Source organism: Candidatus Pelagibacter sp. PS_41, from assembly GCF_059417725.1.
This window is the reverse complement of sequence record NZ_CM182062.1, coordinates 908,926-931,472: the sequence shown is the minus strand read 5'-3', so window position 1 is coordinate 931,472 and position 22,547 is coordinate 908,926. Positions and strand designations below refer to the sequence as shown.

The 22,547-nt window shown below is 28.9% G+C and carries 24 protein-coding genes and 1 tRNA gene; 9 read left to right on the top strand and 16 right to left on the bottom strand.

The genetic code is table 11. From position 1 onward, the window contains the following. Positions 1-6: 6 nt before the first annotated feature. Genes AC5SL8_RS05130 through AC5SL8_RS05120 form a run of 3 tightly spaced genes read right to left on the bottom strand, consistent with a single transcriptional unit; the run spans position 7 to position 3,664 of the window. Positions 7-2,580 carry a chromosome segregation SMC family protein gene (locus AC5SL8_RS05130; protein ID WP_494579440.1) on the bottom strand — a complete coding sequence of 858 codons (2,574 nt, stop codon included), beginning with the start codon at positions 2,578-2,580 and terminating at the stop codon, positions 7-9. 8 nt (positions 2,581-2,588) lie between these two features. Next, positions 2,589-3,179, bottom strand: a complete 591-nt coding sequence (locus tag AC5SL8_RS05125) for a DsbA family protein (protein ID WP_494579438.1) — start codon at positions 3,177-3,179, stop codon at positions 2,589-2,591. Continuing rightward, a complete protein-coding gene (locus AC5SL8_RS05120) occupies positions 3,176-3,664 on the bottom strand; it encodes a DciA family protein (RefSeq protein ID WP_494579436.1) in 489 nt (162 codons plus the stop codon). Before AC5SL8_RS05120 ends, AC5SL8_RS05125 begins: the two co-directional genes overlap by 4 nt. Between AC5SL8_RS05120 and AC5SL8_RS05115 the strand changes: the two genes are divergently transcribed. Both AC5SL8_RS05115 and AC5SL8_RS05110 read left to right on the top strand, forming a co-directional pair. Then, the gene (locus tag AC5SL8_RS05115; protein ID WP_494579434.1) at positions 3,665-4,645 is read left to right on the top strand and encodes an A/G-specific adenine glycosylase; all 981 of its coding nucleotides are present in this window, start codon (positions 3,665-3,667) and stop codon (positions 4,643-4,645) included. It abuts the gene before it with no gap. Beyond that, positions 4,645-5,796, top strand: coding sequence for an FAD-dependent monooxygenase (locus tag AC5SL8_RS05110; RefSeq protein ID WP_494579432.1), 1,152 nt, complete (start codon positions 4,645-4,647; stop codon positions 5,794-5,796). The genes AC5SL8_RS05115 and AC5SL8_RS05110 overlap by 1 nt, the downstream gene beginning before the upstream one ends. Here AC5SL8_RS05110 and AC5SL8_RS05105 read toward each other — a convergent pair. The 3 genes from AC5SL8_RS05105 to AC5SL8_RS05095 all read right to left on the bottom strand — a co-directional run bounded on the left by AC5SL8_RS05105 (position 5,793) and on the right by AC5SL8_RS05095 (position 8,267). Next, positions 5,793-6,863, bottom strand: a complete 1,071-nt coding sequence (locus AC5SL8_RS05105) for a site-specific DNA-methyltransferase (RefSeq protein WP_494579430.1) — start codon at positions 6,861-6,863, stop codon at positions 5,793-5,795. The genes AC5SL8_RS05110 and AC5SL8_RS05105 overlap by 4 nt on opposite strands. Positions 6,864-6,984: 121 nt before the next feature. Next, complete coding sequence (gene rnhB, locus AC5SL8_RS05100) at positions 6,985-7,545, bottom strand: ribonuclease HII (protein WP_494579429.1); 561 nt, start codon at positions 7,543-7,545, stop codon at positions 6,985-6,987. Further along, positions 7,545-8,267 (bottom strand): uracil-DNA glycosylase, encoded by a 723-nt coding sequence (locus AC5SL8_RS05095; RefSeq protein WP_494579427.1) that lies wholly within the window; start codon positions 8,265-8,267, stop codon positions 7,545-7,547. The genes rnhB and AC5SL8_RS05095 overlap by 1 nt, the downstream gene beginning before the upstream one ends. Before the next feature lie 11 nt (positions 8,268-8,278). On the opposite strand from AC5SL8_RS05095, the gene AC5SL8_RS05090 reads away from it, so the two are divergent. The 4 genes from AC5SL8_RS05090 (at position 8,279) to AC5SL8_RS05075 (ending at position 12,196) form a co-directional block, all read left to right on the top strand. Continuing rightward, complete coding sequence (locus AC5SL8_RS05090; protein ID WP_494579425.1) at positions 8,279-9,964, top strand: tetratricopeptide repeat protein; 1,686 nt, start codon at positions 8,279-8,281, stop codon at positions 9,962-9,964. A 3-nt stretch (positions 9,965-9,967) separates the two neighbouring features. Continuing rightward, a complete protein-coding gene (locus AC5SL8_RS05085; protein ID WP_494579423.1) occupies positions 9,968-10,813 on the top strand; it encodes a 4-(cytidine 5'-diphospho)-2-C-methyl-D-erythritol kinase in 846 nt (281 codons plus the stop codon). 31 nt (positions 10,814-10,844) lie between these two features. Then, positions 10,845-10,918, top strand: a tRNA-Gln gene (locus tag AC5SL8_RS05080). Between the two features lie 3 nt (positions 10,919-10,921). Then, entirely contained in the window at positions 10,922-12,196 is a 1,275-nt protein-coding gene (locus AC5SL8_RS05075) for a CCA tRNA nucleotidyltransferase (RefSeq protein ID WP_494579421.1), read from the top strand. Here AC5SL8_RS05075 and greA read toward each other — a convergent pair. From greA to AC5SL8_RS05060, 3 genes are read right to left on the bottom strand one after another with little or no spacing between them, the layout of a single operon-like run. Then, on the bottom strand, positions 12,193-12,669 hold the full coding sequence (gene greA, locus AC5SL8_RS05070) for a transcription elongation factor GreA (protein ID WP_494572907.1): 477 nt from the start codon (positions 12,667-12,669) through the stop codon (positions 12,193-12,195). The genes AC5SL8_RS05075 and greA overlap by 4 nt on opposite strands. A gap of 1 nt (position 12,670) precedes the next feature. Further along, positions 12,671-13,498 (bottom strand): oxygen-dependent coproporphyrinogen oxidase, encoded by an 828-nt coding sequence (gene hemF / locus AC5SL8_RS05065; RefSeq protein WP_494580802.1) that lies wholly within the window; start codon positions 13,496-13,498, stop codon positions 12,671-12,673. After that, positions 13,498-13,959: a tRNA (cytidine(34)-2'-O)-methyltransferase gene (locus AC5SL8_RS05060; RefSeq protein WP_494572906.1), complete on the bottom strand. Its 462-nt coding sequence runs from the start codon at positions 13,957-13,959 to the stop codon at positions 13,498-13,500. The genes hemF and AC5SL8_RS05060 overlap by 1 nt, the downstream gene beginning before the upstream one ends. 86 nt (positions 13,960-14,045) lie before the next feature. Between AC5SL8_RS05060 and petA the strand changes: the two genes are divergently transcribed. From petA to AC5SL8_RS05045, 3 genes are read left to right on the top strand one after another with little or no spacing between them, the layout of a single operon-like run. Next, positions 14,046-14,555 carry a ubiquinol-cytochrome c reductase iron-sulfur subunit gene (gene petA, locus AC5SL8_RS05055; RefSeq protein WP_494572905.1) on the top strand — a complete coding sequence of 170 codons (510 nt, stop codon included), beginning with the start codon at positions 14,046-14,048 and terminating at the stop codon, positions 14,553-14,555. Between the two features lie 8 nt (positions 14,556-14,563). Further along, positions 14,564-15,823, top strand: a complete 1,260-nt coding sequence (locus tag AC5SL8_RS05050) for a cytochrome b (RefSeq protein ID WP_494579419.1) — start codon at positions 14,564-14,566, stop codon at positions 15,821-15,823. 4 nt (positions 15,824-15,827) lie between these two features. After that, complete coding sequence (locus tag AC5SL8_RS05045; protein WP_494572903.1) at positions 15,828-16,607, top strand: cytochrome c1; 780 nt, start codon at positions 15,828-15,830, stop codon at positions 16,605-16,607. Here the strand turns inward: AC5SL8_RS05045 and ychF are convergent. From ychF to lgt, 7 genes are read right to left on the bottom strand one after another with little or no spacing between them, the layout of a single operon-like run. Then, positions 16,584-17,657, bottom strand: coding sequence for a redox-regulated ATPase YchF (gene ychF / locus AC5SL8_RS05040; RefSeq protein ID WP_494579417.1), 1,074 nt, complete (start codon positions 17,655-17,657; stop codon positions 16,584-16,586). The two genes, AC5SL8_RS05045 and ychF, sit on opposite strands and share 24 nt — an antisense overlap. Then, on the bottom strand, positions 17,657-18,217 hold the full coding sequence (gene pth / locus AC5SL8_RS05035; protein ID WP_494572901.1) for an aminoacyl-tRNA hydrolase: 561 nt from the start codon (positions 18,215-18,217) through the stop codon (positions 17,657-17,659). Before pth ends, ychF begins: the two co-directional genes overlap by 1 nt. Positions 18,218-18,262: 45 nt before the next feature. Further along, positions 18,263-18,961, bottom strand: a complete 699-nt coding sequence (locus AC5SL8_RS05030; RefSeq protein ID WP_494579415.1) for a 50S ribosomal protein L25/general stress protein Ctc — start codon at positions 18,959-18,961, stop codon at positions 18,263-18,265. 44 nt (positions 18,962-19,005) lie between these two features. Then, positions 19,006-19,938, bottom strand: a complete 933-nt coding sequence (locus tag AC5SL8_RS05025) for a ribose-phosphate pyrophosphokinase (RefSeq protein ID WP_494572899.1) — start codon at positions 19,936-19,938, stop codon at positions 19,006-19,008. 9 nt (positions 19,939-19,947) lie between these two features. Next, complete coding sequence (pgeF, locus tag AC5SL8_RS05020) at positions 19,948-20,709, bottom strand: peptidoglycan editing factor PgeF (RefSeq protein ID WP_494579413.1); 762 nt, start codon at positions 20,707-20,709, stop codon at positions 19,948-19,950. Continuing rightward, positions 20,702-21,757, bottom strand: coding sequence for an SAM-dependent methyltransferase (locus tag AC5SL8_RS05015; protein ID WP_494572897.1), 1,056 nt, complete (start codon positions 21,755-21,757; stop codon positions 20,702-20,704). Before AC5SL8_RS05015 ends, pgeF begins: the two co-directional genes overlap by 8 nt. Beyond that, entirely contained in the window at positions 21,747-22,520 is a 774-nt protein-coding gene (gene lgt, locus AC5SL8_RS05010; protein WP_494579412.1) for a prolipoprotein diacylglyceryl transferase, read from the bottom strand. Before lgt ends, AC5SL8_RS05015 begins: the two co-directional genes overlap by 11 nt. Positions 22,521-22,547: the final 27 nt, after the last annotated feature.

The following is a 22,547-nucleotide window of genomic DNA, read 5'->3' as shown; positions in this document are numbered from 1 at the left end:
CAAGTATTATGCAACCATACTTTCAGCTTTTTGTAAATCAACAGCAACCAACTGGCTAATTCCCTTCTCAGGCATTGTAACTCCATAAAGCCTATCCATTTTAGACATTGTTAAAGCGTGGTGGGTTACAATAATAAATTTAGTATCTGTAATTTTAGTTAGCTCTTCTAATAGGCCACAGAATCTTGTGACATTGGCGTCATCTAAGGGTGCATCAACCTCATCTAAAACGCAAATTGGAGAAGGGTTAGTTAAAAAAACAGCAAAGATTAGAGAAAGAGCAGTCAAAGCTTGCTCTCCACCTGATAATAAAGTGATTGATTGAAGTCTTTTACCTGGGGGACTTACTAGCATTTCTAAGCCTGCTTCAAGTGGATCATCAGAGTCAATCAATTCTAATTTAGCATTACCACCATTAAATAGTTTTGTATAAACTTCATTAAATTTTCTATTAACTTTTTCAAAAGCTTCTAATAATCTTTCTCTTCCTTTTTGGTTCAATTCATTGATGCTTTCTTTTAATTTTATAATAGCCGTTACAAGATCCTCTCTATCTTGTTCCATTTTTTTTATTTCAATTTCATATTTACTAGTTTCCTCATCAGCTCTTAAATTAACAGATCCTAATTTCTCTCTTTCATTTTTTTTTTTATCTAAAGCATCTTCTTGTATTGTAGAATTTGGTAACTCTTCAACACCGTTTAAATTTGAGTTTTCAAGAATTTTATCTTCATCAAGATTAAGCTCAGAGCGTACCCTATCAAGTAGATCATCTTTACGTTTTTTTAATCCTTCAATCGTTGCACCAGAACTTGCTTTTCTTTCTCTTATCTGAATAGATTTTTCTTGAACTTCATTTAATTCGAGTCTTAAAGAATTTATTTTTTGGTCTGTTTCTTTTATTATTTTTTCATTTTCAATTTTTTCAGCTGAAGCAATTCGTAAGCCTTCAGTAATCTGACCTTTTCTTTCTGCTTGAGCTTTTGGCTGTTGATCACGTTCATTTAAATTTGATAGTAATTTATTTTTTCTTTCAGTTAATTCTGTAACCATTTTTTGAGAATTTGAATATAAGTTCTTCCAGCTTTCAACTTCTGTTTCTATCGCTTTAATTCGCTCATTTCTTTTTACAGACTCTTTTTTAATTGATTGGTTTTTACTAAAACTATCTGCATATTTTTCTTGTAATAGTTTTATATTTTCATTTTTTTCATTAATATTAGAAAGTTTCTTTTTACTTTCTTCATCTTCAAGGTTATTCAAAAAATCATCTATCTCTATTTGACATCTATCAAGTAAAACAAGTGCCTGACTTACTTCATTATTATTGATTAGCTCTTTTGCTCTTGTTATTGTACTTTTGACATTTCTAATTGGGCCAACACCAATATTTATATTTCCATCGGCAAAAACATTAATTATTTCATCTACTTTTTTTTGTTCCTCTTTTAATTGATTTTTTGCATTTTCAAGATCTTCATTGGAAAGTTTCTCAGTTTCAAAGTACTTGGAGTCAATTTCTATTAATTCAGCTTTTTCTTCTTTCAATCTTTTTTCGTTTGAATTTGCATCAATTACAATCCCTTTTTCTCTATCAATATCCTCTTCAATTATTTTTAAAGATTTTTTTATATTTTCTATCTCATCTTGAGTTCTTACATTTTCTTCATCTAAATTTTGTAATTCTAAATTTAATCTTTGGATTTTAGAGAGATTTTCTATATTTTTTTCTCTTAGTGGTGACACTTTATCAGTTTCAGTTTTAATAGAACCTTCAAACTGAGCTATTTGTTGATTGAAATTGCTTACCTCTCCTTGGGCTTCATTATTAATTTCATTTTCCACCCTAATTTCATTGTCAATTTCTAATAATTTTAAATAATACAAACCTGCTTCAATTTTTTTTATTTCCTCAGAGATTAGTTTGTATTTAGTTGCTTCTTCAGCCTGTTTTTGTAGGTTGGCTAATTGTTTTTCTTGTTGTCTTCTTAATTCATCTGCTCTTTTTAAGTTTGTTTCCGCAGCATTCAATCTAAGTTCCGCTTCATGTCTTCTCACATGTAGACCCGAAATATTTGCTGCCTCTTCCAAAATAGCTCTTCTGTCTGTAGGCTTAGCTGTAACAAGAGCTCCTATACGACCTTGACTTATTATTGATGGTGAGTGGGCACCTGTAGATAAATCTGCAAAAAAAATTTGAGCATCTCTTGCTCTAACTTCTTTGTCATTTATATAAAACTTTGAACCTTTATCTTTTTCAATTTTTCTTCTAATTTCAATCTGGTCTAATTCTTTATATTGCATGGGTCCTTCATGGCTATCGTTATCCAGTGTAATAGAAACTTCCGCTATATTTTTAGATGCTTTATTCGAAGTGCCATTAAAAATAACATCTTCCATACCTGAGCCCCTCATACTTTTAGCAGATGTTTCGCCCATTACCCATCTTAAGGATTCTACAATATTGGATTTGCCACAACCATTTGGGCCGACAATACCTGTCAGGCCATTTTCAATTAAAAAATTTGTTTTTTCGGCAAATGATTTAAACCCATTTAATTGGATTTTTTTAAACTCCATGAACTAACTTATATCAGTTTTTCTAGATATTTTTTTAAATTCTTATAATTTAGGGATTTTTCAAACTTTTTATCGTTTATTATTATCGTAGGAGTAGCATTGACCTTAAATTTTTTAACACCTTCGATTCGGTCATTTAATATGTAATCTTCTATAATTTTATCACTTAAACATTTATCAAAATCTATGTTTACATTCTCACCTTTTAAAAATTTTTTTAAATATCCTGTAGCTTCTTCCGGTGTTTTTCCTCTAGCCCATTTTTTCTGGCCTGAATATAAAATATTCATAATGCTTGAACTGCCGTCATTATTACACTGAGCAATTTTTGAGGCATTAAATGCTGCAATATCTAATGGAAAATGTCTAAATTCTATTTTTACCAACCCGTTATCAATGAAGTTTTTCTTAAGTTCTGGATACACGTCTTTATGAAAATTTGCACAGTAACTACAAGTCAACGACTCGTAAGCAATTATTGTTATTTTAGCACTTTCTTCTCCTTCAGTAATTCTTTTAACAATTTCATTTTCTGCAGCAAACGATTTAGAGGAGAGGATTAAAAATATTATGAATAATGTTGAGGCAAATTTTTTCATCTTTGTTTGAATAATTTAGTTAATTCTAGTAGTGATTTTTTTATTTTATCGTTTTTAATATTATTAATTCTATCTGTATATCTATTATTTGTCACATGATTTTCATTAGTATCTAATTTTTTGAATTTTGTTTGAGCATCATCAAAGCTTATGAATTTCAATTTCTCAACAACGGCATAGCCAAAAAAACTATTCATTTTATCCATTATTATTTTTTTTGAGTATTCTAAATCAATTTCATGTCCTCTCTTAACCATTATTTGAAGAGTGCTTACTCCAAATTTATTCGAATTTTTAAAGGATTTGGGATAGCATATCTGAAAAAGATCATCTCCAACTATATACTTCCAGTTACTAAGTGTTTCAGAAAATATATGACCCTTTTTTTTGATTATTTTTTTAATGTTTTTTGGCAAAGTGTCTTTAAAAGACCTTAAGCCTTGAATAGTTTTAAACCTCTGCTTAGTATTATTTTTAAATTGCATATGACTAAATCCATACTAACAAAAAAAATTCTTTATTGGTACGATAATAATAAAAGATCACTGCCATGGAGAAAAAAGCTATCTCAAGTTAAGCGAGAATATTACACGTTAGTAAGTGAATTTATGTTGCAGCAAACGCAGGTTGCAACTGTAATTCCATATTTCAATAATTTTGTAAAAGATATTCCAGATATTAAATCTCTATCAAAAATTAAGGAACATAAACTTTTAAAGTATTGGGAAGGGCTTGGTTATTATTCAAGAGTAAAAAACTTAAAAAAGACTGCACAAGTATTAGAAAAAAATTTTAACAGAAGGTTACCAAGCACGATTGACGAATTAAAATTATTACCCGGAATAGGTGACTACACCTCTAATGCAATAATGGCAATTGCCTTTAACAAGCCATTTATTCCCCTGGACGGGAATATTGAAAGAGTAATTAAAAGATTATTAAATTTAAAATTACCCAAAGAAATTACAAAAGATAATCTTGTTAAGAGTAAAAAAATATTAGGCAATTCAACTAGAGCAAGTGATTATGCACAAGCGATAATGGAGCTAGGTGCATTGATTTGTCGACCTAAAAATCCCTTATGTTACCAATGCCCTTTAATTAAAAATTGTAAGTCTTTTAAAAAAAAAGATTTTGAAATAATAAAAGTAAGAAAAAAGAAGATTGATAAATTTTATTTGTTAGAAGTTTATAAAAAGAATAATAAATTTTTACTGATAAAAAATACTAAATTAAATTTTTTAAAGAATTTACAAATATTTCCTATGAAGCAAATACCCAAACCTGACAATTCAGTAAATGCTTTAAACTTCAAGATATCAAATATGAATATGAATATAATAATCAAGTTTTCTAAGTTAAAGGGTACAATTTCTAACTCTTCTTGGATTGATAGCTCTAAGCTTGAAGATTATACTTTGCCCACATTTACTAAAAAAATTTTTAATTATTTAAAAAAAAATTAATGAAAAATATAGCAATAATAGGAGCGGGTATTTCAGGTCTGTATATTGCAAATCTTTTTAGCCAAAACTCAAATTATAAAATTACAATTTATGAGAAAAATAGTTCTGTTAACTTAGAAAAAGGATACGGTATTCAACTTTCAGTTAATAGCATCAAACTATTAAATCAAATAAATTTCCAAAAAATTAGTGTAGAAGATAAATTTCATCCTCATAAACTAGACTTCTATTCTTTAAAAAATAATAAGAAAATATGTGATTTAGATATATCCATGTTTAACAGTGCTGATACAAAATACACTACCTTGCAGCGCTCTACATTAATTGATTTCTTAAAAGAAGGGCTTCATGAAAATATTATCCATTATAATAAAAAAGTTATAAAAATTAATGAAGAAGCTGAAAATAAAGAAGTTTCTTTTGAGGATGGTTCATCTATTAAATGTGATTACTTAATTATCTCTGATGGAACTTTTTCAAAAACAAAATCATTAATTGCCAATAAAGAAATTAAACCAAAGTACTTTAACTCTATTGCCTTAAGAGCAACAATAGACCAGGATGCCCTCAAGGGTATTAATCCAGAGAATATATCTTTATTTTTAGGATTTAATTTACACTCAGTTCTTTATCCAGTTAATAGCAAAGGACAGTTTAATTTCGTTAGCGTTCTTAGAAAAAAGCTTAGTACTAACGAGTTATCAGATTATTCTTTGTTTGAGAGCAAAGATTTTACTGCGTCTATTATATCTGAAATATCAAAGCAAGTAGTTCCTGAAACAATTAACAATCTAAAAAGCATTAAATGCTTCCCAATATTTGTGAGTTCTAAGGTACATCAACCAAAAAATAAAAATACTTTTATTATTGGAGATGCTTTTTTTGCTTTACCTCCAACTTTTGCACAAGGTGCCTCTCAATCAATAGAGGTTGCCCATGAACTTTATAAAAATTTAGAAAATGAAAACACTCAATTTAACTCTGAAAGAGTTAAAAGAGTAAGGATGATTGATATGAAATCAAAATTTAATTACTTTGCTTTTCATCTATCCAACCCATTAATAATTTGGATTAGAAACTTAGTTATAAAAAAATTAGTTAAAAATAAAGAATTTATTAACAGCTATCTTGGTAAAATTTATAAAGACTAATTTTTAGAAATTAATCTTTGTCTTAAATTATCAATTGGAACAGAAACACCATTCACTGTGCAATGCCAATAAGTCCAACCATTACAACTTTCTGCACCAAGTATTGTTGCTGCAACTTTATGAATTGATCCTTCAGCTTGATCATGTTTTATACTTCCATCTGCCATAATCTTAGCAACAATTTTTTTCTTTTGATCAAAAATACTTGTTCCAGGTTTTATTATTCCAAGCTCTACCAGTGATCCAAAAGGTATTCTAGGTTTTGATCTATTATTCTTTAAAGTGTCTAAGAAATTATCTTCTATTGGTTTTGTTTTCTTTAGTCTTTCCTCTGCAGCTTTAAAATAGTTTTTTTCTTTTTCTATGCCGCAATAGTTTCTACCTAATTTTTTTGCAACTGTGGCTGTTGTTCCAGATCCTAAGAATGGATCTAGAATTAAATCATTTTTGTTTGATGAAGCTAATAAAACTCTATGTAATAGAGACTCTGGTTTTTGAGTTGAGTGAACTTTTATACCATTTTTTTTAAGTCTTTCTGCACCATTACAAATGGGTAAATTCCAATTAGATCTCATTTGAAGATCATCATTTAAACATTTCAAAGATTGATAATTAAAAGTGTATTTTGATTTCTCACTTTTAGAGGCCCAAATTAAAGTTTCATGAGCGTTTGTAAATCTTGTTCCTCTGAAATTAGGCATTGGGTTATTCTTATTCCAGATAACATCATTTAAAATCCAAAAACCCAAGTTCTGTATTGCAGTACCTACTCTAAAAATATTATGATAACTCCCTATGACCCAGATGGCTCCATCCTTTTTTAAAATTCTTCTACATTCGGTAAGCCATGCAATTGTAAACTCATCATATTTTTTAAAGTTTTTAAATTGATCCCATTTATCGTTAACAGCACTGACTTTGCTTCTGTCTGGTCTTGTGAGTGAATTTTTTAATTGTAAATTGTATGGTGGATCAGCGAAAACAAGATCAAAAGTTTCGCTTGGAATTTTTTTTAATTCCTCGAGACTGTCACCATTAATAATCTTATTTTTAAAATTGTTTTCCATTTTGAATAAAACAATTAGACTCCATACGGATTCTTGCGTCAACCTGAGATTGAAATAACTAGATTCAAATTGTGTCTGAATTTTTTGAGGGAACCAGATGTTGTGCTGTTACACGTGAAAATTATAAAAGATCACAAATAGGTGAGAAAGTTTTTCGATGATATTTAGTAATGCCAAATTTCTTAATTGCTTTTAGGTGTTCTTTTGTACCATAACCAGAATTTGTGTCCCAACCATACTGACTAAATTCCTCAGAAAGTTTAGTTATAAATTTATCCCTGCTAACTTTAGCAATAATTGATGCTGCTGAAATACTTGAAATTTTTTGATCACCTTTAATTATATATTTTAAATTATAATTTTTGATTGTGGGCAGTTTATTTCCATCTATTAGCACTAAAGAAGGTTTTTTTTTTAATTTAAGAATTGCTCTTTTCATAGCTAGTAGACTAGCGTGCAATATATTAATTTTTTCTATCTCCCTAGTAGATGCTTGGCCAATTGCCCATACTGAATTTTGTCTAATATATTTATAAAGCTCGTTTCTTTTTTCTTTTGTTAAACTCTTAGAGTCTTTAAGTAGTTTTTGGTTAATTGAGTTATTTAATATTACAGCAGCTGCATAAACTGGACCAATCAAGCTTCCTCTGCCAACTTCATCAACACCAGCTACAATTTTCATTAAATATTAATCTTTAGATCTATAATTTTTTTTTTAATCCTTTTTAAGTCTTCCCAAGAATATTTTTTATTTTCTGGTGTACGCAAAAGATATGAAGGATTAAAAGTTATAATAACATTATAGCTAGTATTTTTAACAATTATCTCTTTCCATTTTCCTCTTTCATAGGATATTTTACTATTCAGGCCTGTTAAAGACTCCATAGCAGTACTACCCATGAGAATAATTATTTTTGGGTCAATTATTGAAATATGTGTTTGTAGAAATTGTGAATATCTTTTTATTTCAGCTGAAGTTGGTTTTCGGTCTTCAGGAGGTCTAAAATTAACAGCATAAGATGTATAAATATTTTGCTTTTTGATATTAATTGCGAGTAACATTTTTTCTAAAAGATTTCCGACCTCACCCCTAAAAGTCAAACCAGTTTTATCCTCTTCTATTCCGGGAGCTTCACCAATTAACATAATTGAACTATTAATATTTCCATCACCCAAAACAATATTCTTTGAATTATTTTTTAGACTACAATCACTAATTGAGTTTATTTGTTTTTTTAGTTCAGTTAATTGAGTTATTTTATCGATTTTATTTGCCTCTTTTAAATTTAAGTTAGTATCTTTTAATCGATTAATAGGCTTTTCATTAAAAACAAAGTCTGATCCAATTGAGTCTAAGAATTTAGCTTTAAAATTCGAATTTTGATTTATTACTTTTTTAGACATACAATAGTAGAATGTTAGTAAAATTTCTTAAATTTATTTTAATATTATTAATTTATCAAAGCCCATTATACTCAAAAAACAATACTTTAAACGACTTTAATTCACGTTTTTTATCTAATTATTTTTCTGGAATTGTTGCATATGAAAATTCAGATAATTCTCAGGCACTGAAATTTTTTAATTCATCAAAATTTTTAATTAAACAGCATGAAATTTACTTAGAGAAATACACATTTGCATTAGTTTTAAATGGCAAAGTAAAAAAGGCAATCAATCAAATTAAACAAAACTCTACAAAAGATAATTCTAATTTTTTTCAAGCTAATTTATTATTAGCAATAGATAGTTTAAAAAAGGGGGACTATAAAAGTAGTGAGCAATATATTAATAGATCGTACGAGCTTATTAATAATGATAGATTTTCCCTAATTATTGCAGAAATTTTTAAAGAATATCTTTATGTCTTTAATGAGAAAAAAATTCCCAAATCAAAAAAAAAATTTGGCAATTTTTCTTATATCAATGAAGTTTTCCAAAGGTGTTATTTAGGTGATCAAACTACAAAAACTTACTTTAAAAGGTTAATTAATTCTCAAAATGATGCAGATTATTCAAGGTATGCATTTTTTTTTGTGAACTATTTGATAGAAAGTGAAAAATATGATGAGGCAAAGCAAATCACAGATGACTTTGATTATCTAAATTCTTCTCTTTTAATTTCCCAAGGAAAAAAATGGATAGAGGATACAAAATTTAAAAATTTTTTAGATATTTTTTCATGTACTAATTCCAGTGATATTATGGGTGAATTTTTTTTTCTAGTTGCTAATTTATATTCATCTCAAGGGGACTATGAAAAATCAAATTTCTATTTGAATATATCTAATTATTTAAACCCAAAATTTACTTTAAACTTATCTCTTCTAGCAGAAAATTATTATACAAATGAAGATTATGAAAATACTAAAAAGACATTAGAAGTTTTTGATAAAACAAATGAATTTTATTATTGGTTTAAAATAAAGAAAGAAGCACAAATTATATCAAATAATTTGGATAAAGATGTTTCTTTAAAGTTTATTAATTCAAAATTTAAAGGAATTAAAAATCCTAACAAGAAAATGATTTTTGATATTGCAAATTTCAATAAAAATGCAAAAAAATACGCAAAGGCGATAAATTATTATGACCAAATACTCCTAAACATTGATAGTAATTCTGATTTATATGCTGAGATCCTTTACAGGAGGGGAGGAAGTTACGAGCGCTCTGGTGACTATAAAAACGCAGACAACGATCTTTTGAAATCACTAGAAATTAATCCAGATGATGCTTATGTACTAAATTATTTAGCGTATTCGTGGCTTGAGCGAGAATATAAAATAGATACAGCTCTTGAAATGCTAGAAAATGCCTATGCTTCAAGAAGCAATGATCCTTATATAATAGATTCTATTGGATGGGCTTATTTTTTGGTTGGACAATATGAAAAGGCTGAAAACTTTTTAAAAAGAGCTGTTGAATTAATGCCTCAAGATCCAATAGTTAATGATCACTATGGAGATATTCTTTGGAAATTAAATAGAAAAATACAAGCAAGGTATTTTTGGCAATATGTTTTGAAGCTTGAAGAGACAGAAGATGAAATGAAAAAAAACATCAAAGAGAAATTAATTTATGGAATCAAGCAATCTTAACCTATGACCTCATTTAAAATAAAATCTCATGCAAAATTAAATCTTGCTTTGAATGTAATAGGACGAGCTGTAAAACTTCACAAGATTGAAAGTTTGATATCCTTTATAAGCTTACATGATTTGATCTATTTAAAAAAAATAAAAAGTAATAATCACAAAATATTTTTTACAGGAAAATTTTCAAAAAATATTAGCAAAATTAATACTATATCAACTTTGCTAAACTTATTAGACGCAGAGAAGCTTTTAAATAATCAAAAATTTGAAATAAAAATTAGAAAAAATATACCTCATGGAGCTGGTATGGGAGGTGGTTCAATGAATGCTGCAAGTTTAATAAATTTTTTGATAAGTAAAAAAATCTTAAAGATTAAAAATAAAAAATTAAATGATTTAGCTGCTAAGATAGGCTCTGATGTCGTTTTGGGCTTAAAACCAGGCAATACCATTCTTTCATCAAATGGTAAAATTAAGAGATTTGTTAATAAAAAGGCACTATATGTTTTAATAGCTAAGCCGTATTTTGGCTGTTCTACAAAACTTATCTATTCAAAAGTTGTTTCATTTTCAAAGTCTCAATTTAAAAGACCGCAACAAAAAATGTTTCAACCACAATATTTAAAAGCCCTAAATAATGATCTCGAAAAGATTGCTTTAAGGAAATATCCAAAACTAAATAAGATCAGATCTTTTATGGTAACTTTACCAAAAAATATATTTGTTAGAATGACAGGATCGGGCTCTTCAATTGTAGCCTATTTTCATTCTCAAAAGGATTGCAGTAACGCATACGGGCAATTTAAAAGGAAATTCAATAGTCATTGGTGTATTGAATCAAAAACTATATAATTTTTTTTTTTGTGTTATATGCAATTAATATTGGGGCGTAGCCAAGCGGTAAGGCACTGGTTTTTGGTACCGGCATCCTAGGTTCGAATCCTAGCGCCCCAGCCATATATGAACAACTTATTAGATAAAATTTTTTTTAGATCTCAAAATCTAAATTATATAAATTTAGGCTTCAAAAAAATAAAAAAAGAAACTGAGGTAGAGCAGTTATTTAAGGCTATTCACTCATTTTCTGTAAATAGTGAAATTCGATATGTTGGTGGATGTGTCAGAAAAATTATTAATAAAGAAGACTTTGATGATATTGATTTAGCAGTAAATTTAAATCCTAAAGATGTTTGTGAGGCGCTTGATAAAAAAAATATCAAATATTATGAAAGTGGTATCAAGCATGGCACGATTACAGCATTAATTAATGATATTAAGTTTGAAATTACATCCCTTAGAAAAGACATTGATACTGATGGTAGACATGCCAAAGTTGAATTTTCTGAAAATTGGAAAGAAGATGCCTCACGAAGAGATTTTACCATAAACTCTATTTATGCTGATATTGATGGAAGTCTTTTTGACCCATTTGATGGAAAGAAAGATTTAGAAAATGGAAGGGTTCTTTTTATTGGAAATGCAGAAACAAGAATTAAAGAAGACTACCTAAGGATCTTAAGATATATCAGATTTTTTTTAAATTATTCAAAAGTTAAGCATGAGACATCAGTCATTAAGATAATTAAAAAAAATCTTACAGGCATGATGAATATATCTGCTGAAAGATTACTGGATGAGTTACAAAAATTAGTAAGATCAAGAGGGTTTACAAAATTAGCAAAAGATAAAGATAGCCTTGAAATAATAAGTCTTATCTTTCCACAACTTAAGAATATTTCATTATTCAGCAAACTAAATAGTTTTGCACTAAAAAATATTGCTAACGTTGATTTTATTTTATTATTATCTCTAATGATTATTGATGGGACAGATAATGTCGATTATTTTATTTATAAATACAATTTATCAAAAAAGGATCAAAAACGTCTTTTATTTTTAAATAAATTTTATTCCAAAAAAGTTAATAGGTCATTTTTTTCAGAAAAAAATTTAGATAAAATTCTCTATTTTAATGGAAGGGAGGCATTGAACGATATTATTTATTTTAAAATTTTTTTATCCAAAAAAGTAGATGATAATTTGATAAAACTGATTAAAATTTTTAAGGAAAAAGAAATTCCAGTATTGCCTCTTAAAGCAAATACATTGATAGAGAAATATCAAATTCCTGAAGGGATAGAATTAGGAAAAAAATTAAAAGCTATCGAGGAAATTTGGAGTAATAATAATTTTAAGATTTCAGAGAAAGAAATTCAAAAAATTGTAAATAATTAAATATATTTAACGTTTTTTATTTCAAAGTTTTTAACACCAGCTGGAGTTTTAATTTCAACCAAATCATTCTTGTTTTTGCCAATTAATCCTTTGCCTATCGGGGATTGAAAAAATATAAGTTTTTTTTGCAAATCTGCTTCATCTCTACCAACAATTTTGTAGGTAATTTTTTCTCCAGTATCAAGGTTTTCTAAGTCAACAGTTGAACCAAAAATAACCTTTCCATCATTGTTTAATTTGGTAACATCAATTACATTTGCTCTTGCAATAATATCATTGATTTGAGCAATCCTTCCTTCATTATGAGACTGCTCTTCTTTAGCCGCATGATATTCAGCATTTTCTTTTAAATCTCCATGTGACCTAGCTTCAGAAATTGCCGCTACTATTTCAGGACGTTTTTTTTCTTTTAAAAAGATTAGCTCTTCTTTTAAACTTTCAAGTCCAGCAGATGTTATTGGTTCTTTATCCATATTAATTCCATTTTGCTATTGGAGGTAATGACATTAGAATTCCTTCGACATTACCACCTGTTTGTAGGCCAAACTTAGTTCCTCTATCATAGAGTAAATTGAATTCAACATATCTACCTCTTTTAATATACTGCATCTCCTTTTCTTTTGTAGTCCATTTCTTTTGATATTTAGAGTTAATTATTGAATTAAATAACATTTGAAAAGTAACACCAAGATCAGTCACAAATTTGAAATCTTTTTTCCAATTATCTTTTTTATAATCAAAAAAAATACCACCAATACCTCTGGTTTCTTTTCGGTGAGGAAGATAAAAATATTCATCACACCATTTTTTATAATTTTTGTAATAATTTTTATTATGTCTATCGCACATCTTTTTTAACTCTTTATGAAGAAATTTTTTTTCTTTAGAATCTTTTATGCAGGGTGTTACATCCATTCCCCCTCCAAACCAGCCATGAGTTGTATAAATAAATCTTGTGTTAAAATGAATAGCAGGAACATGTGGATTATGCATATGCATTACAACAGAAATTCCAGATGCCCAAAATCTAGGGTCTCTTGAGGCGCCAGGTATTTTTTTACCCATTTCTTTAGAAAATTTTCCATAAACTTCTGAAAAATTTACTCCAACTTTTTCAAAAATTTTTCCATTTTTTAAAATTCTAAATTCACCTCCACCCTCATCTTTAATTTGATTTCTTTTCCACACTTTAGATTTAAATTTAAGTTTGTGGTTTTCTAATTTTTCAATATCATTACAAATAGTATTTTGTAATAACTTGAACCAATTAGAGGCAATTTTTTTTTTAATTTCCTTATCCATCATTTAATAAAAATAGTTTGTCTCAAATTTTCTGAAAGAATTATAGCAACTGAAGAGGCTATGTTTAAAGATCTTTTATTATCTTTCATTGGTATTTTTAACTTATATTTTATAGAATTATGCACATGATTAGGTACACCGGCACTTTCTCTACCAAATAATAATGTATCATTATTTTCAAATTTGAATTTTGCATAAGATTCGGAAGATTTAGTAGTTAGTAATATAACTCGCTGATCTTTTTTTGATTTAAAAAATTCTTCAGAACTTTGATAGAATTTTATCATTTTTTCATCCATATAATCCATTACTACTCTTTTAAATCTTTTATCGCTAAACAGAAAACCACAAGGTTCTATTATCTCTAAATCTGCACCCAGACACGCACATGTTCTTATAATAGCGGCTGTATTTTGGGGAATATCAGGTTCATATAAGGCTATTTTAGGTCTCAAATTCATTGGTTCTGTGTCATTGTTTCAGTAGAAAAAAAACTTTTTTCTTATATGAAATCATATATTAGATAACAATATACAAAAAATTACAGATGTCTGACAAAAAACCTGAAAGAAGAGAATTTTTATTTACAGCCTCGTATGCAGTAGGTGCGGTAGGTGTAGGAGCAGTTGTTTGGCCTTTAATTGATCAAATGAATCCTGATGCATCAGTTAAAGCATTAGCAAGCACTGAAGTAGATGTAAGTACAATGGAGCCCGGTAAAACAATCACAGTACTTTGGAGAGGAAAACCAGTTTTTATAAAAAGAAGAACTTCAGAAGAAATCGCTGAAGCAAGAGCTGTTAAGATGGAAGACTTGAAGGATCCTCAAAAAGATGAGGATAGAGCTAAAAATCCAGAGTGGCTAGTTATGGTGGGAGTTTGTACACATTTAGGATGCGTGCCTTTAAATGATAAAGGTGACTACAATGGATGGTTTTGTCCTTGTCATGGATCGCACTACGATACATCTGGTAGAATTAGAAAAGGACCAGCGCCAACGAACATGGAAATACCTAAATATGAATTTGTTAATAGCAATACAATAAAAATCGGATAAGAATTATTATGAGTGATCACGAATACACACCTAAATCAAAGTTTGGAAAATGGTTTAATGATAGACTGCCACTTTTATCTCTTGCCAGTCATTTAACAGATTATCCAACTCCTAAAAATTTAAATTACTGGTGGACATTTGGTGGAATTTTAACTTTTTGTTTAATAACGCAAATCGTAACAGGTTTGACTTTAGCTATGCACTATATTGCTCATGCTGACATGGCTTTTGAAAGTGTTGAACATATCATGAGGGACGTTAACTATGGTTGGTTAATAAGGTATATCCATGCCAATGGTGCTTCAATGTTTTTTCTAGCAGTTTATATTCATATATTTAGATCTTTATTTTATGGATCATATAAATCCCCAAGAGAAATTATTTGGATTTTGGGAATTATAATTTATCTCTTAATGATGGCAGCAGCTTTCATGGGCTATGTTCTTCCATGGGGACAAATGAGTTTCTGGGGTGCAACTGTAATTACAAATCTTTTTAGCGCAATACCTTTAGTGGGCGAGGGTATAGTGAACTGGCTATGGGGTGGTTATTCAGTTGATAATCCAACCTTAACAAGATTTTTTACGTTACATTATTTAATTCCATTTTTAATTTTAGGCTTAGTAGTTCTTCATATCTGGGCACTACACGTACCTGGAAATAATAATCCGGTAGGTATTGATATTAAAAAACCATCAAAGGATACAGTTCCATTCCATCCTTATATTGTCATTAAAGATGGTTTTGCTTTACTAATGTTTATGATCGTTTTTGCTTTTTTTGTGTTCTATACACCAAATATTTTAGGTCATGCTGACAATTATATTGAAGCAAATCCATTAGTAACGCCAGCTCACATTGTACCTGAATGGTACCTATTACCTTTTTATGCAATTTTAAGATCTGTACCTGATAAATTATTAGGTGTGATTGCAATGCTATCAGCAATTTTAATTTTAGCTGCTCTACCTTGGCTTGATACATCTAAAATAAGATCAGCTGTATTTAGACCTTTGTATAAACAGTTTTATTGGATCTTAGTAGCTGACGTACTAATACTTGGTTACGTAGGGGCAATGCCAGCTGAGGGGCTGTACTTATTAATTGCTAGAGTAGCAACTGGTTATTACTTTATTCACTTTTTAGTAGTTCTTCCAATATTAGGTTTTAAAGAAAAAACTATGCCTTTACCACTCAGTATTACAGAGCCAGTTTTAGGAGGATCTCCAATGGCCTCAGCAGTTAAAAAAAAAGAAAGTTTAAATTAATTTAGTGAACAATATTTTTAAAATCATTTATCTAATAATATTCATTATAACCGGAACAATTCAGGTTAATTCGGCAGAAAAAATAGATTATTTAAAAACAGATTGGAGCTTTAAAGGTCTTTTTGGTAAGTTTGATAGAGCTTCATTGCAAAGAGGTTATCAAGTCTACAAAGAAGTATGCGCTTCGTGCCATTCGATGAAATATGTAAGTTTTAGAAACTTATCAGAACCAGGCGGACCAGAATTTACCGAGGAACAGGTGAAAGCAATAGCCGCAAGTTATGAGGTGAATGATGGACCTAACAGTGAAGGCGAAATGTTTCTAAGACCAGCAAAATTATCAGATAAGTTTGTTATGCCCTACGAAAATGTTAAAGCTGCACAAGCTGCAAACGGTGGTGCCTATCCACCAGATATGTCTGTATTGGCCAAAGCTAGAAGTGGAGGAGTTGACTACATTTACTCATTGCTCCTTGGTTATGAAGATGCGCCAAGTGATGTAAAACTTGATGATGGCGTTTACTATAATAAATTTATGTATGGTAATAAAATTAAAATGGCTGAGCCAATTACTGATGATTTAATAGAATATGGAGATGGGACTCCTGCAACAAAAGAACAGATGGCTAAAGATGTTACGACATTTTTAATGTGGGCAGCTGAACCGCACTTAGAAAGCAGACACAAGATGGGATTTAAAGCCATCTTATATTTAATAATTTTGACAGTTTTAGTTTATTTCAGTATGAAGAAAATTTGGTCACGTATTGAATCTGAAGTTTAATATATCACCATCTTTGACAATATAATCTTTTCCTTCAAGTCTCATTTTTCCATTTGTTTTAGAATTTACCCAACCTTGATTAGCTATGAAATCTTCATAAGCAATTGTTTCAGCTCTAATAAAACCTTTTTCAAAATCAGAATGTATTTCACCAGCTGCTTTTGGTGCTGTACAATTTTTCTGAATAGTCCAAGCTCTGGTTTCCTCAGGCCCGGATGTGAAATAGGTATCTAACTCTAGGATATTATAACCCTTTTGAATTAACATATTTAGACCAGTTTTTTTTAAACCGATCATCTCCATATAGTTTTCTTTTTCTTCATTTTCTAACTGATTTATTTGATTTTCAATATCAGCTGAAACTATTAAGGTATTTTTTTCTCCAAATTTACTAATAAAAGCCTCAGTATATTTGTTTCCATTTTGAACACTTGGTTCATCAACATTACATACAAAAATTTTAGGCTTTAAAGATAATAAACCACTTTGATTTAATAGTTTTTTTTCAAATTGGTCACGTAGAATTTGAATATCTTTAGAATTATTTATGCAATCTAATGCAATTTCTAATATTTTTATTTGCTCTTCATCTACATTTTTTTTATTACTCTTTTCTAATCTTTTTTGAATAGACTCAAGATCAGCAAGCATCATTTCAGTTTCAATAATCTCCAAATCTCTTACAGGATCAACCGTGGGATTTACATTTTGGATATCATCAGAATCAAAACATCTGATCATATGAATTACAGCATCAACCTCTCTAATGTGTGATAAAAATTTGTTTCCCAGGCCTTCACCTTTAGATGCACCCTCTACTAATCCTGCAATATCCACAAATTCTATAGTGGTATTAATCTTTTTTTTTGATTTTGAAATTTCAACTAATTTATCTAGTCTCTCATCAGGAACTGGAACAATTCCTACATTTGGCTCAATTGTACAAAAAGGAAAGTTGGCTGCTTGTGCTTTGCTAGAATTCGTTAGTGCATTGAATAAAGTAGATTTTCCAACATTGGGCAATCCAACAATTCCACACTTAAAGCTCATTATTTATTATTTACTGTGCTTGAAAATAAATCTAATTTCTTATCAAGTAGTATAGATATTGAGTCAATGATGTTTTCTGTAATTTTTTCTAATTGTAACATTTCATCTTCATCAAAATCTTTCAAAACATGATCTGAAACATCTGCCTTAGTTTTTGGTCTTCCAATTCCAATTCTCACTCTCGAATAATCTTTTCCAATGAATTTATCTATAGATTCAATTCCATTATGTCCTGCACTTGAACCAGCAAACTTCGCTTTTACTTTGCCAAATTCAATGTCCAGATCATCATGAAATACAATTACATCCTCAGCATCGATTTTAAAATATTCAATTAATTCTCTGATACAAATTCCAGAGTTATTCATAAAGGTAAGAGGTTTTATTGCGTAAACTTTTTTATCCTCAATATTACCCGTCGTTAGCAAACCTTTGAATTTTGGTTTTTGTTTAGAAAGCCCAAATTTTTGATTAAGGGCATCAATTAACTTAAAACCAATATTATGCCTATTGTTTTCACTATCAGGTGTTGGATTTCCTAAACCTACAAATAAAAGCATATTTTTTTTAAATCGTATCTAGGAAACTTCACTATGATTAGTTAATTATTTTTTCTCTTCAGAGGCTTTTTTGTCATCGCCATCTTTTTTATCACCATCAGCTGCTGCTGGAGCTGCTTCTTTACCTTCTTCTGCTGCACCTTCTTCTGCCGCAGCCTCTTCAGCTGGTTTCTCAGGCTCTTTCATTACTGTAGGAGCCGCTAAAGTTGCAATCACAAAATCTCTACCTGTAATTGTTGGTGTTACACCCTCTTCTAGTTTAACTGCAGAGATTTTAAAGCTTTCTCCAATATCTACACCCTCCAAATCCAATGTAATTACAGATGGAATTTTTTCACTTGGACACTTTAATTCAATTTTTCTTCTAACTATGTTTAATACTCCACCTCTTTTTAAACCTGGAGATGTTTCATGGTTAATAAATTCAACAGGCACCTCAATTCTAATTTTTACACCAGGTACAATTCTTAAAAAATCAATATGAGTTGGCTCATCAGATAATACATTATAACTAATTTCTCTTGGTAAAACATTTTGAGGTTTACCGTCTAAATTAAGAGTTATTATGTTTGATAAAAAACTTCCTTTATCAAGTAAAGATTTTACTGTCTTTTTTAATACAGTAATTTTTTGGTTTTGCTCAGGACCACCATAGACTATACCTGGAATGTTACCAGCTAACCTAAGAGATCTAACATCCCCTTTAGATTTTGAGTCTCTAGTATTTGCATCAAGTGAATTCATAAAAAAGAGGTTTCTAGCCCAAGTTTGTTAATAACTCAAGATAATTATTTAAATAAATCTGAAACAGAGGTCGAATTGGAAATTCTTTTAATTGCTTCTCCCATAAGGGTTGAAATAGGCAAAACTTCTATATTTTTAACATTTTTAATTTTATTCCCATTATCAATTGTGTCAGTTATTACTAATTTTTTAATAACTGATTTTTTAATTTTTTCTACAGCTTCTCCACTAAGAACGCCGTGAGTAATATAAACAAAAACTTCTTTTGCACCTCGATCTTTAAGAGCTTTAGCTGCATTTACAATAGTTCCACCCGAGTCAATTATATCGTCAACTATGATACACGTTTTATCTTTAACATTTCCAATGACATTCATAACCTTTGACTGTCCTGGTTTAGGTCTTCTTTTATCTACAATAGCAAGATCAGCATCCAACATTTTACCAAGAGCTCTTGCTCTTTCGGTTCCTCCAACATCTGGAGCAACACAAATAATATTTTTACTTTTAATATTTTTTTTGGCATGTCTTGCAAAAATGGGTGTAGCAAATAAATTGTCTACAGGAATATCAAAGAAGCCCTGTATTTGGCCAGCATGAAGGTCTACTGTCACTACTCTATCGGCACCAGCTTTAGTAATTAAATTTGAAACTAGTTTTGCTGAAATAGAAGTTCTAGGGACAACTTTACGATCTTGTCGAGCATATCCAAAATATGGAATAACAGCAGTAATATTTTTTGCTGAAGATCTTTTTAATGCATCAATACAAAGTAATAATTCCATTAAATTATCATTCGCTGGTGATGAAATAGACTGAAGGATAAAGATGCTATTACCTCTAATATTTTCATTTATTTCAACATAAATTTCACCGTCAGAAAATTTTTTGATACTTGAGTTAACAAGTTTTGTTTTTAAATATTTTGAAATATTCTTACTGAGAGGTTTATTGCTATTTCCAGTTAATAATTTCATGAGATAAACTTAATTAATCATAATTACTGAAATATTTCTACCATAATCATTCTCATTAAGCCTGATAGATCGTCTTGCACTAAAAAAATTGTTTTTTAAGACAAATGTATCTTTTTTGATAACATCAATATTCTTAATATCTAGAGCTTTTAGTTGATGATGAATATATTTACCTAAACTAAAGTAGTTTTTATCTTTTGTTTTTTTAAAAAAAAGGACATTCTTTTTATCTTTTTTTATAAATTTCTTGATAAAATCTTCTTTAACCTCGTAATTATTTACAGATATGCAGGGCCCTATAACAGCAGTTATGTTGTTAGAAGAGCAACCTTTTTTAATCATAAAATTAATAACATTTTGAATGATACCCTTGTAAGCACCTTTCCAGCCAGCATGTATTGCGGCTATCATTTTTGTTTTTTTATCATGTATAAGAATAGGCGCACAATCTGCAGTTAGAACTGCAATTGGAAGATTTGTTCTATTTGTAATTAAAGCGTCACCTTCAAGTTTTTTTTTTGGAACTTGTGTATTTTTACTTATAAAATGAAATTTATTACTATGCACCTGTTTTAGTAAAACAATTTTTTTGGCAGTAGTATTAATTTTTTTTTTAACAATATTAAGATTTTTTAAGATATTTCGTTTATTGTCATTCGATCCAGGACCACAATTTAAACTTTTAAAAATACCAGTAGATTTGCCCCCAGCTCTATTGAAAAAAGCATGATTTAAATTTTGTAACTTACTAAGCTTTTTTGATTTAATCATTACCAAACCCTAGTTTGAATCTATTTTTATGATTTGTTATAAACAATACTTTAAATAATTTTCCCATTTGTTTTTCATCAATTAATCTTTGAATTCTAAAATAAATATCAGCCTTTTCACTAAATTGCATATTCTTAGAAATAATTTCAGCTCGCTCCATTATTCCAAGCTTTGTTAGAAAATGTTTTTGTGTAGTCATTAAAGAATTAAAAGTGCCAAATCTTTTCAGCATTTTAATGATCAAATCAAAGTTTGGGTTATAAGTAATATCTGAATTTCCAAATTCATCGAGAACACCACAGTACTTATGTTTTGATACTGCTTGAAGTGTATTTTTTATTTTTTTATCAACATAAGCATAGTCAATTATTAATACCCCACCATTATTTTTTTTAATTTTATTGGTTATATTTTTTAAATAATCATCAGCTTGAGGTGAATATTCAATAAAAGTTTGTTTATCTGAAATCTTAAATTTAATTTTTTTTTCAAACTTCTCTATATCAAGTGGTATATCCAAATATTCTTTGTGTGTATTATCTATAAATTTTACATATCTTTCGTGCCATTTTTTCTCTTTTTTAATAAATTGCTTAATTGGCAATGCATCAAAAAATTCATTTGCTAGAAAAATACAAGGCAGATTATTCAATTGATCTAAATTATTTAGCCATCTAATTTTATTATTATTGATAATATTTTTTTGAATTTTTCTAAGTAATTTACTTCTTTCCAATATATTAATTTTACAAGCACTAAAAAATTTTGGAAATTTTGAAAATGTTTTATTTAATACCCTCATCATTTCACCGTTACCAGCACCTAGCTCTATTAAATTAAATTTTTTTGGACAACCTAGATTTTCCCAAAACGAAATTACCCAAATTGCCAGCATTTCAGAAAATAATACAGATATATTGGGTGCAGTAATAAAGTCACCACTTTTTCCAAATGGAACTTTTTTAACATAATATCCAAATTTTTTATTATAGAGAGACTCCTCTATATATTCATCTAGAGTAATCTTATCACCATTTTTAATTTTCATTTTTTTTTAAATAAAATAGAAGCACTCCAATTACAAAAAACAGAAGGCTTATGATTTGACCTAAAGTTGAGTTTAAAAATAGAAATCCAATTTGTGGGTCTGGCACTCTGAAAAACTCTAAAGAATATCTAAACAAAGAATAAAAAATTAAGAATAAAGCAGAAAGTTTTCCAGGTGTTACAATATATTTTCGTTTAAAAAGATAATTTAGTATAAAGAAAAGAATAATACCTTCAAAAAAAGCTTCATAAATTTGAGAAGGATGTCTTTTGATATTATCTATTAATACAAATTGAACACCCCAAGGCAAATCTGTAGCTCTTCCATAAAGTTCAGAATTTATAAAGTTTGCAATTCTACCAAAAAAAATACCAATAGGAGCTGATAGCGCAACTAAATCTAAAAAGATAAATGAATTAATTTTATGTTTTTTTCCAAATATTACACAGGATAGAATAACTCCAATTAAACCACCATGAAATGACATCCCACCATTCCATACCATTAGAATTTCTAATGGATTGTTTATATAATATGAGAAGTTGTAGAATAGGGCATAACCAATTCTTCCACCTAAAATTATACCAATGATTAAATAGGTAATAAAGTCATCAAATAGATCAAGTACAATGGGATCTTTAATTAATTTTTTTTTACAATAAATCCAACCAAGCACTATTCCAAAAATATAGGCCAAAGAATACCACCTAATTTCTAGTGAAAAAACTTCAAAGGCGACTGGGTCAAAATTATTAATAAACATTTTTTAAAAACTACTTATAAAGTATAT

Excerpts from the sequence above, each read along its gene's own strand:
- AC5SL8_RS05130 (WP_494579440.1), bottom strand. The coding sequence starts at position 2,580 with ATGGAGTTTAAAAAAATCCAATTAAATGGGTTTAAATCATTTGCCGAA.
- AC5SL8_RS05125 (WP_494579438.1), bottom strand. The coding sequence starts at position 3,179 with ATGAAAAAATTTGCCTCAACATTATTCATAATATTTTTAATCCTCTCC.
- AC5SL8_RS05120 (WP_494579436.1), bottom strand. The coding sequence starts at position 3,664 with ATGCAATTTAAAAATAATACTAAGCAGAGGTTTAAAACTATTCAAGGC.
- AC5SL8_RS05115 (WP_494579434.1), top strand. The coding sequence starts at position 3,665 with ATGACTAAATCCATACTAACAAAAAAAATTCTTTATTGGTACGATAAT.
- AC5SL8_RS05110 (WP_494579432.1), top strand. The coding sequence starts at position 4,645 with ATGAAAAATATAGCAATAATAGGAGCGGGTATTTCAGGTCTGTATATT.
- AC5SL8_RS05105 (WP_494579430.1), bottom strand. The coding sequence starts at position 6,863 with ATGGAAAACAATTTTAAAAATAAGATTATTAATGGTGACAGTCTCGAG.
- rnhB (WP_494579429.1), bottom strand. The coding sequence starts at position 7,545 with ATGAAAATTGTAGCTGGTGTTGATGAAGTTGGCAGAGGAAGCTTGATT.
- AC5SL8_RS05095 (WP_494579427.1), bottom strand. The coding sequence starts at position 8,267 with ATGTCTAAAAAAGTAATAAATCAAAATTCGAATTTTAAAGCTAAATTC.
- AC5SL8_RS05090 (WP_494579425.1), top strand. The coding sequence starts at position 8,279 with ATGTTAGTAAAATTTCTTAAATTTATTTTAATATTATTAATTTATCAA.
- AC5SL8_RS05085 (WP_494579423.1), top strand. The coding sequence starts at position 9,968 with ATGACCTCATTTAAAATAAAATCTCATGCAAAATTAAATCTTGCTTTG.
- AC5SL8_RS05075 (WP_494579421.1), top strand. The coding sequence starts at position 10,922 with ATGAACAACTTATTAGATAAAATTTTTTTTAGATCTCAAAATCTAAAT.
- greA (WP_494572907.1), bottom strand. The coding sequence starts at position 12,669 with ATGGATAAAGAACCAATAACATCTGCTGGACTTGAAAGTTTAAAAGAA.
- hemF (WP_494580802.1), bottom strand. The coding sequence starts at position 13,498 with ATGGATAAGGAAATTAAAAAAAAAATTGCCTCTAATTGGTTCAAGTTA.
- AC5SL8_RS05060 (WP_494572906.1), bottom strand. The coding sequence starts at position 13,959 with ATGAATTTGAGACCTAAAATAGCCTTATATGAACCTGATATTCCCCAA.
- petA (WP_494572905.1), top strand. The coding sequence starts at position 14,046 with ATGTCTGACAAAAAACCTGAAAGAAGAGAATTTTTATTTACAGCCTCG.
- AC5SL8_RS05050 (WP_494579419.1), top strand. The coding sequence starts at position 14,564 with ATGAGTGATCACGAATACACACCTAAATCAAAGTTTGGAAAATGGTTT.
- ychF (WP_494579417.1), bottom strand. The coding sequence starts at position 17,657 with ATGAGCTTTAAGTGTGGAATTGTTGGATTGCCCAATGTTGGAAAATCT.
- pth (WP_494572901.1), bottom strand. The coding sequence starts at position 18,217 with ATGCTTTTATTTGTAGGTTTAGGAAATCCAACACCTGATAGTGAAAAC.
- AC5SL8_RS05030 (WP_494579415.1), bottom strand. The coding sequence starts at position 18,961 with ATGAATTCACTTGATGCAAATACTAGAGACTCAAAATCTAAAGGGGAT.
- AC5SL8_RS05025 (WP_494572899.1), bottom strand. The coding sequence starts at position 19,938 with ATGAAATTATTAACTGGAAATAGCAATAAACCTCTCAGTAAGAATATT.
- pgeF (WP_494579413.1), bottom strand. The coding sequence starts at position 20,709 with ATGATTAAATCAAAAAAGCTTAGTAAGTTACAAAATTTAAATCATGCT.
- AC5SL8_RS05015 (WP_494572897.1), bottom strand. The coding sequence starts at position 21,757 with ATGAAAATTAAAAATGGTGATAAGATTACTCTAGATGAATATATAGAG.
- lgt (WP_494579412.1), bottom strand. The coding sequence starts at position 22,520 with ATGTTTATTAATAATTTTGACCCAGTCGCCTTTGAAGTTTTTTCACTA.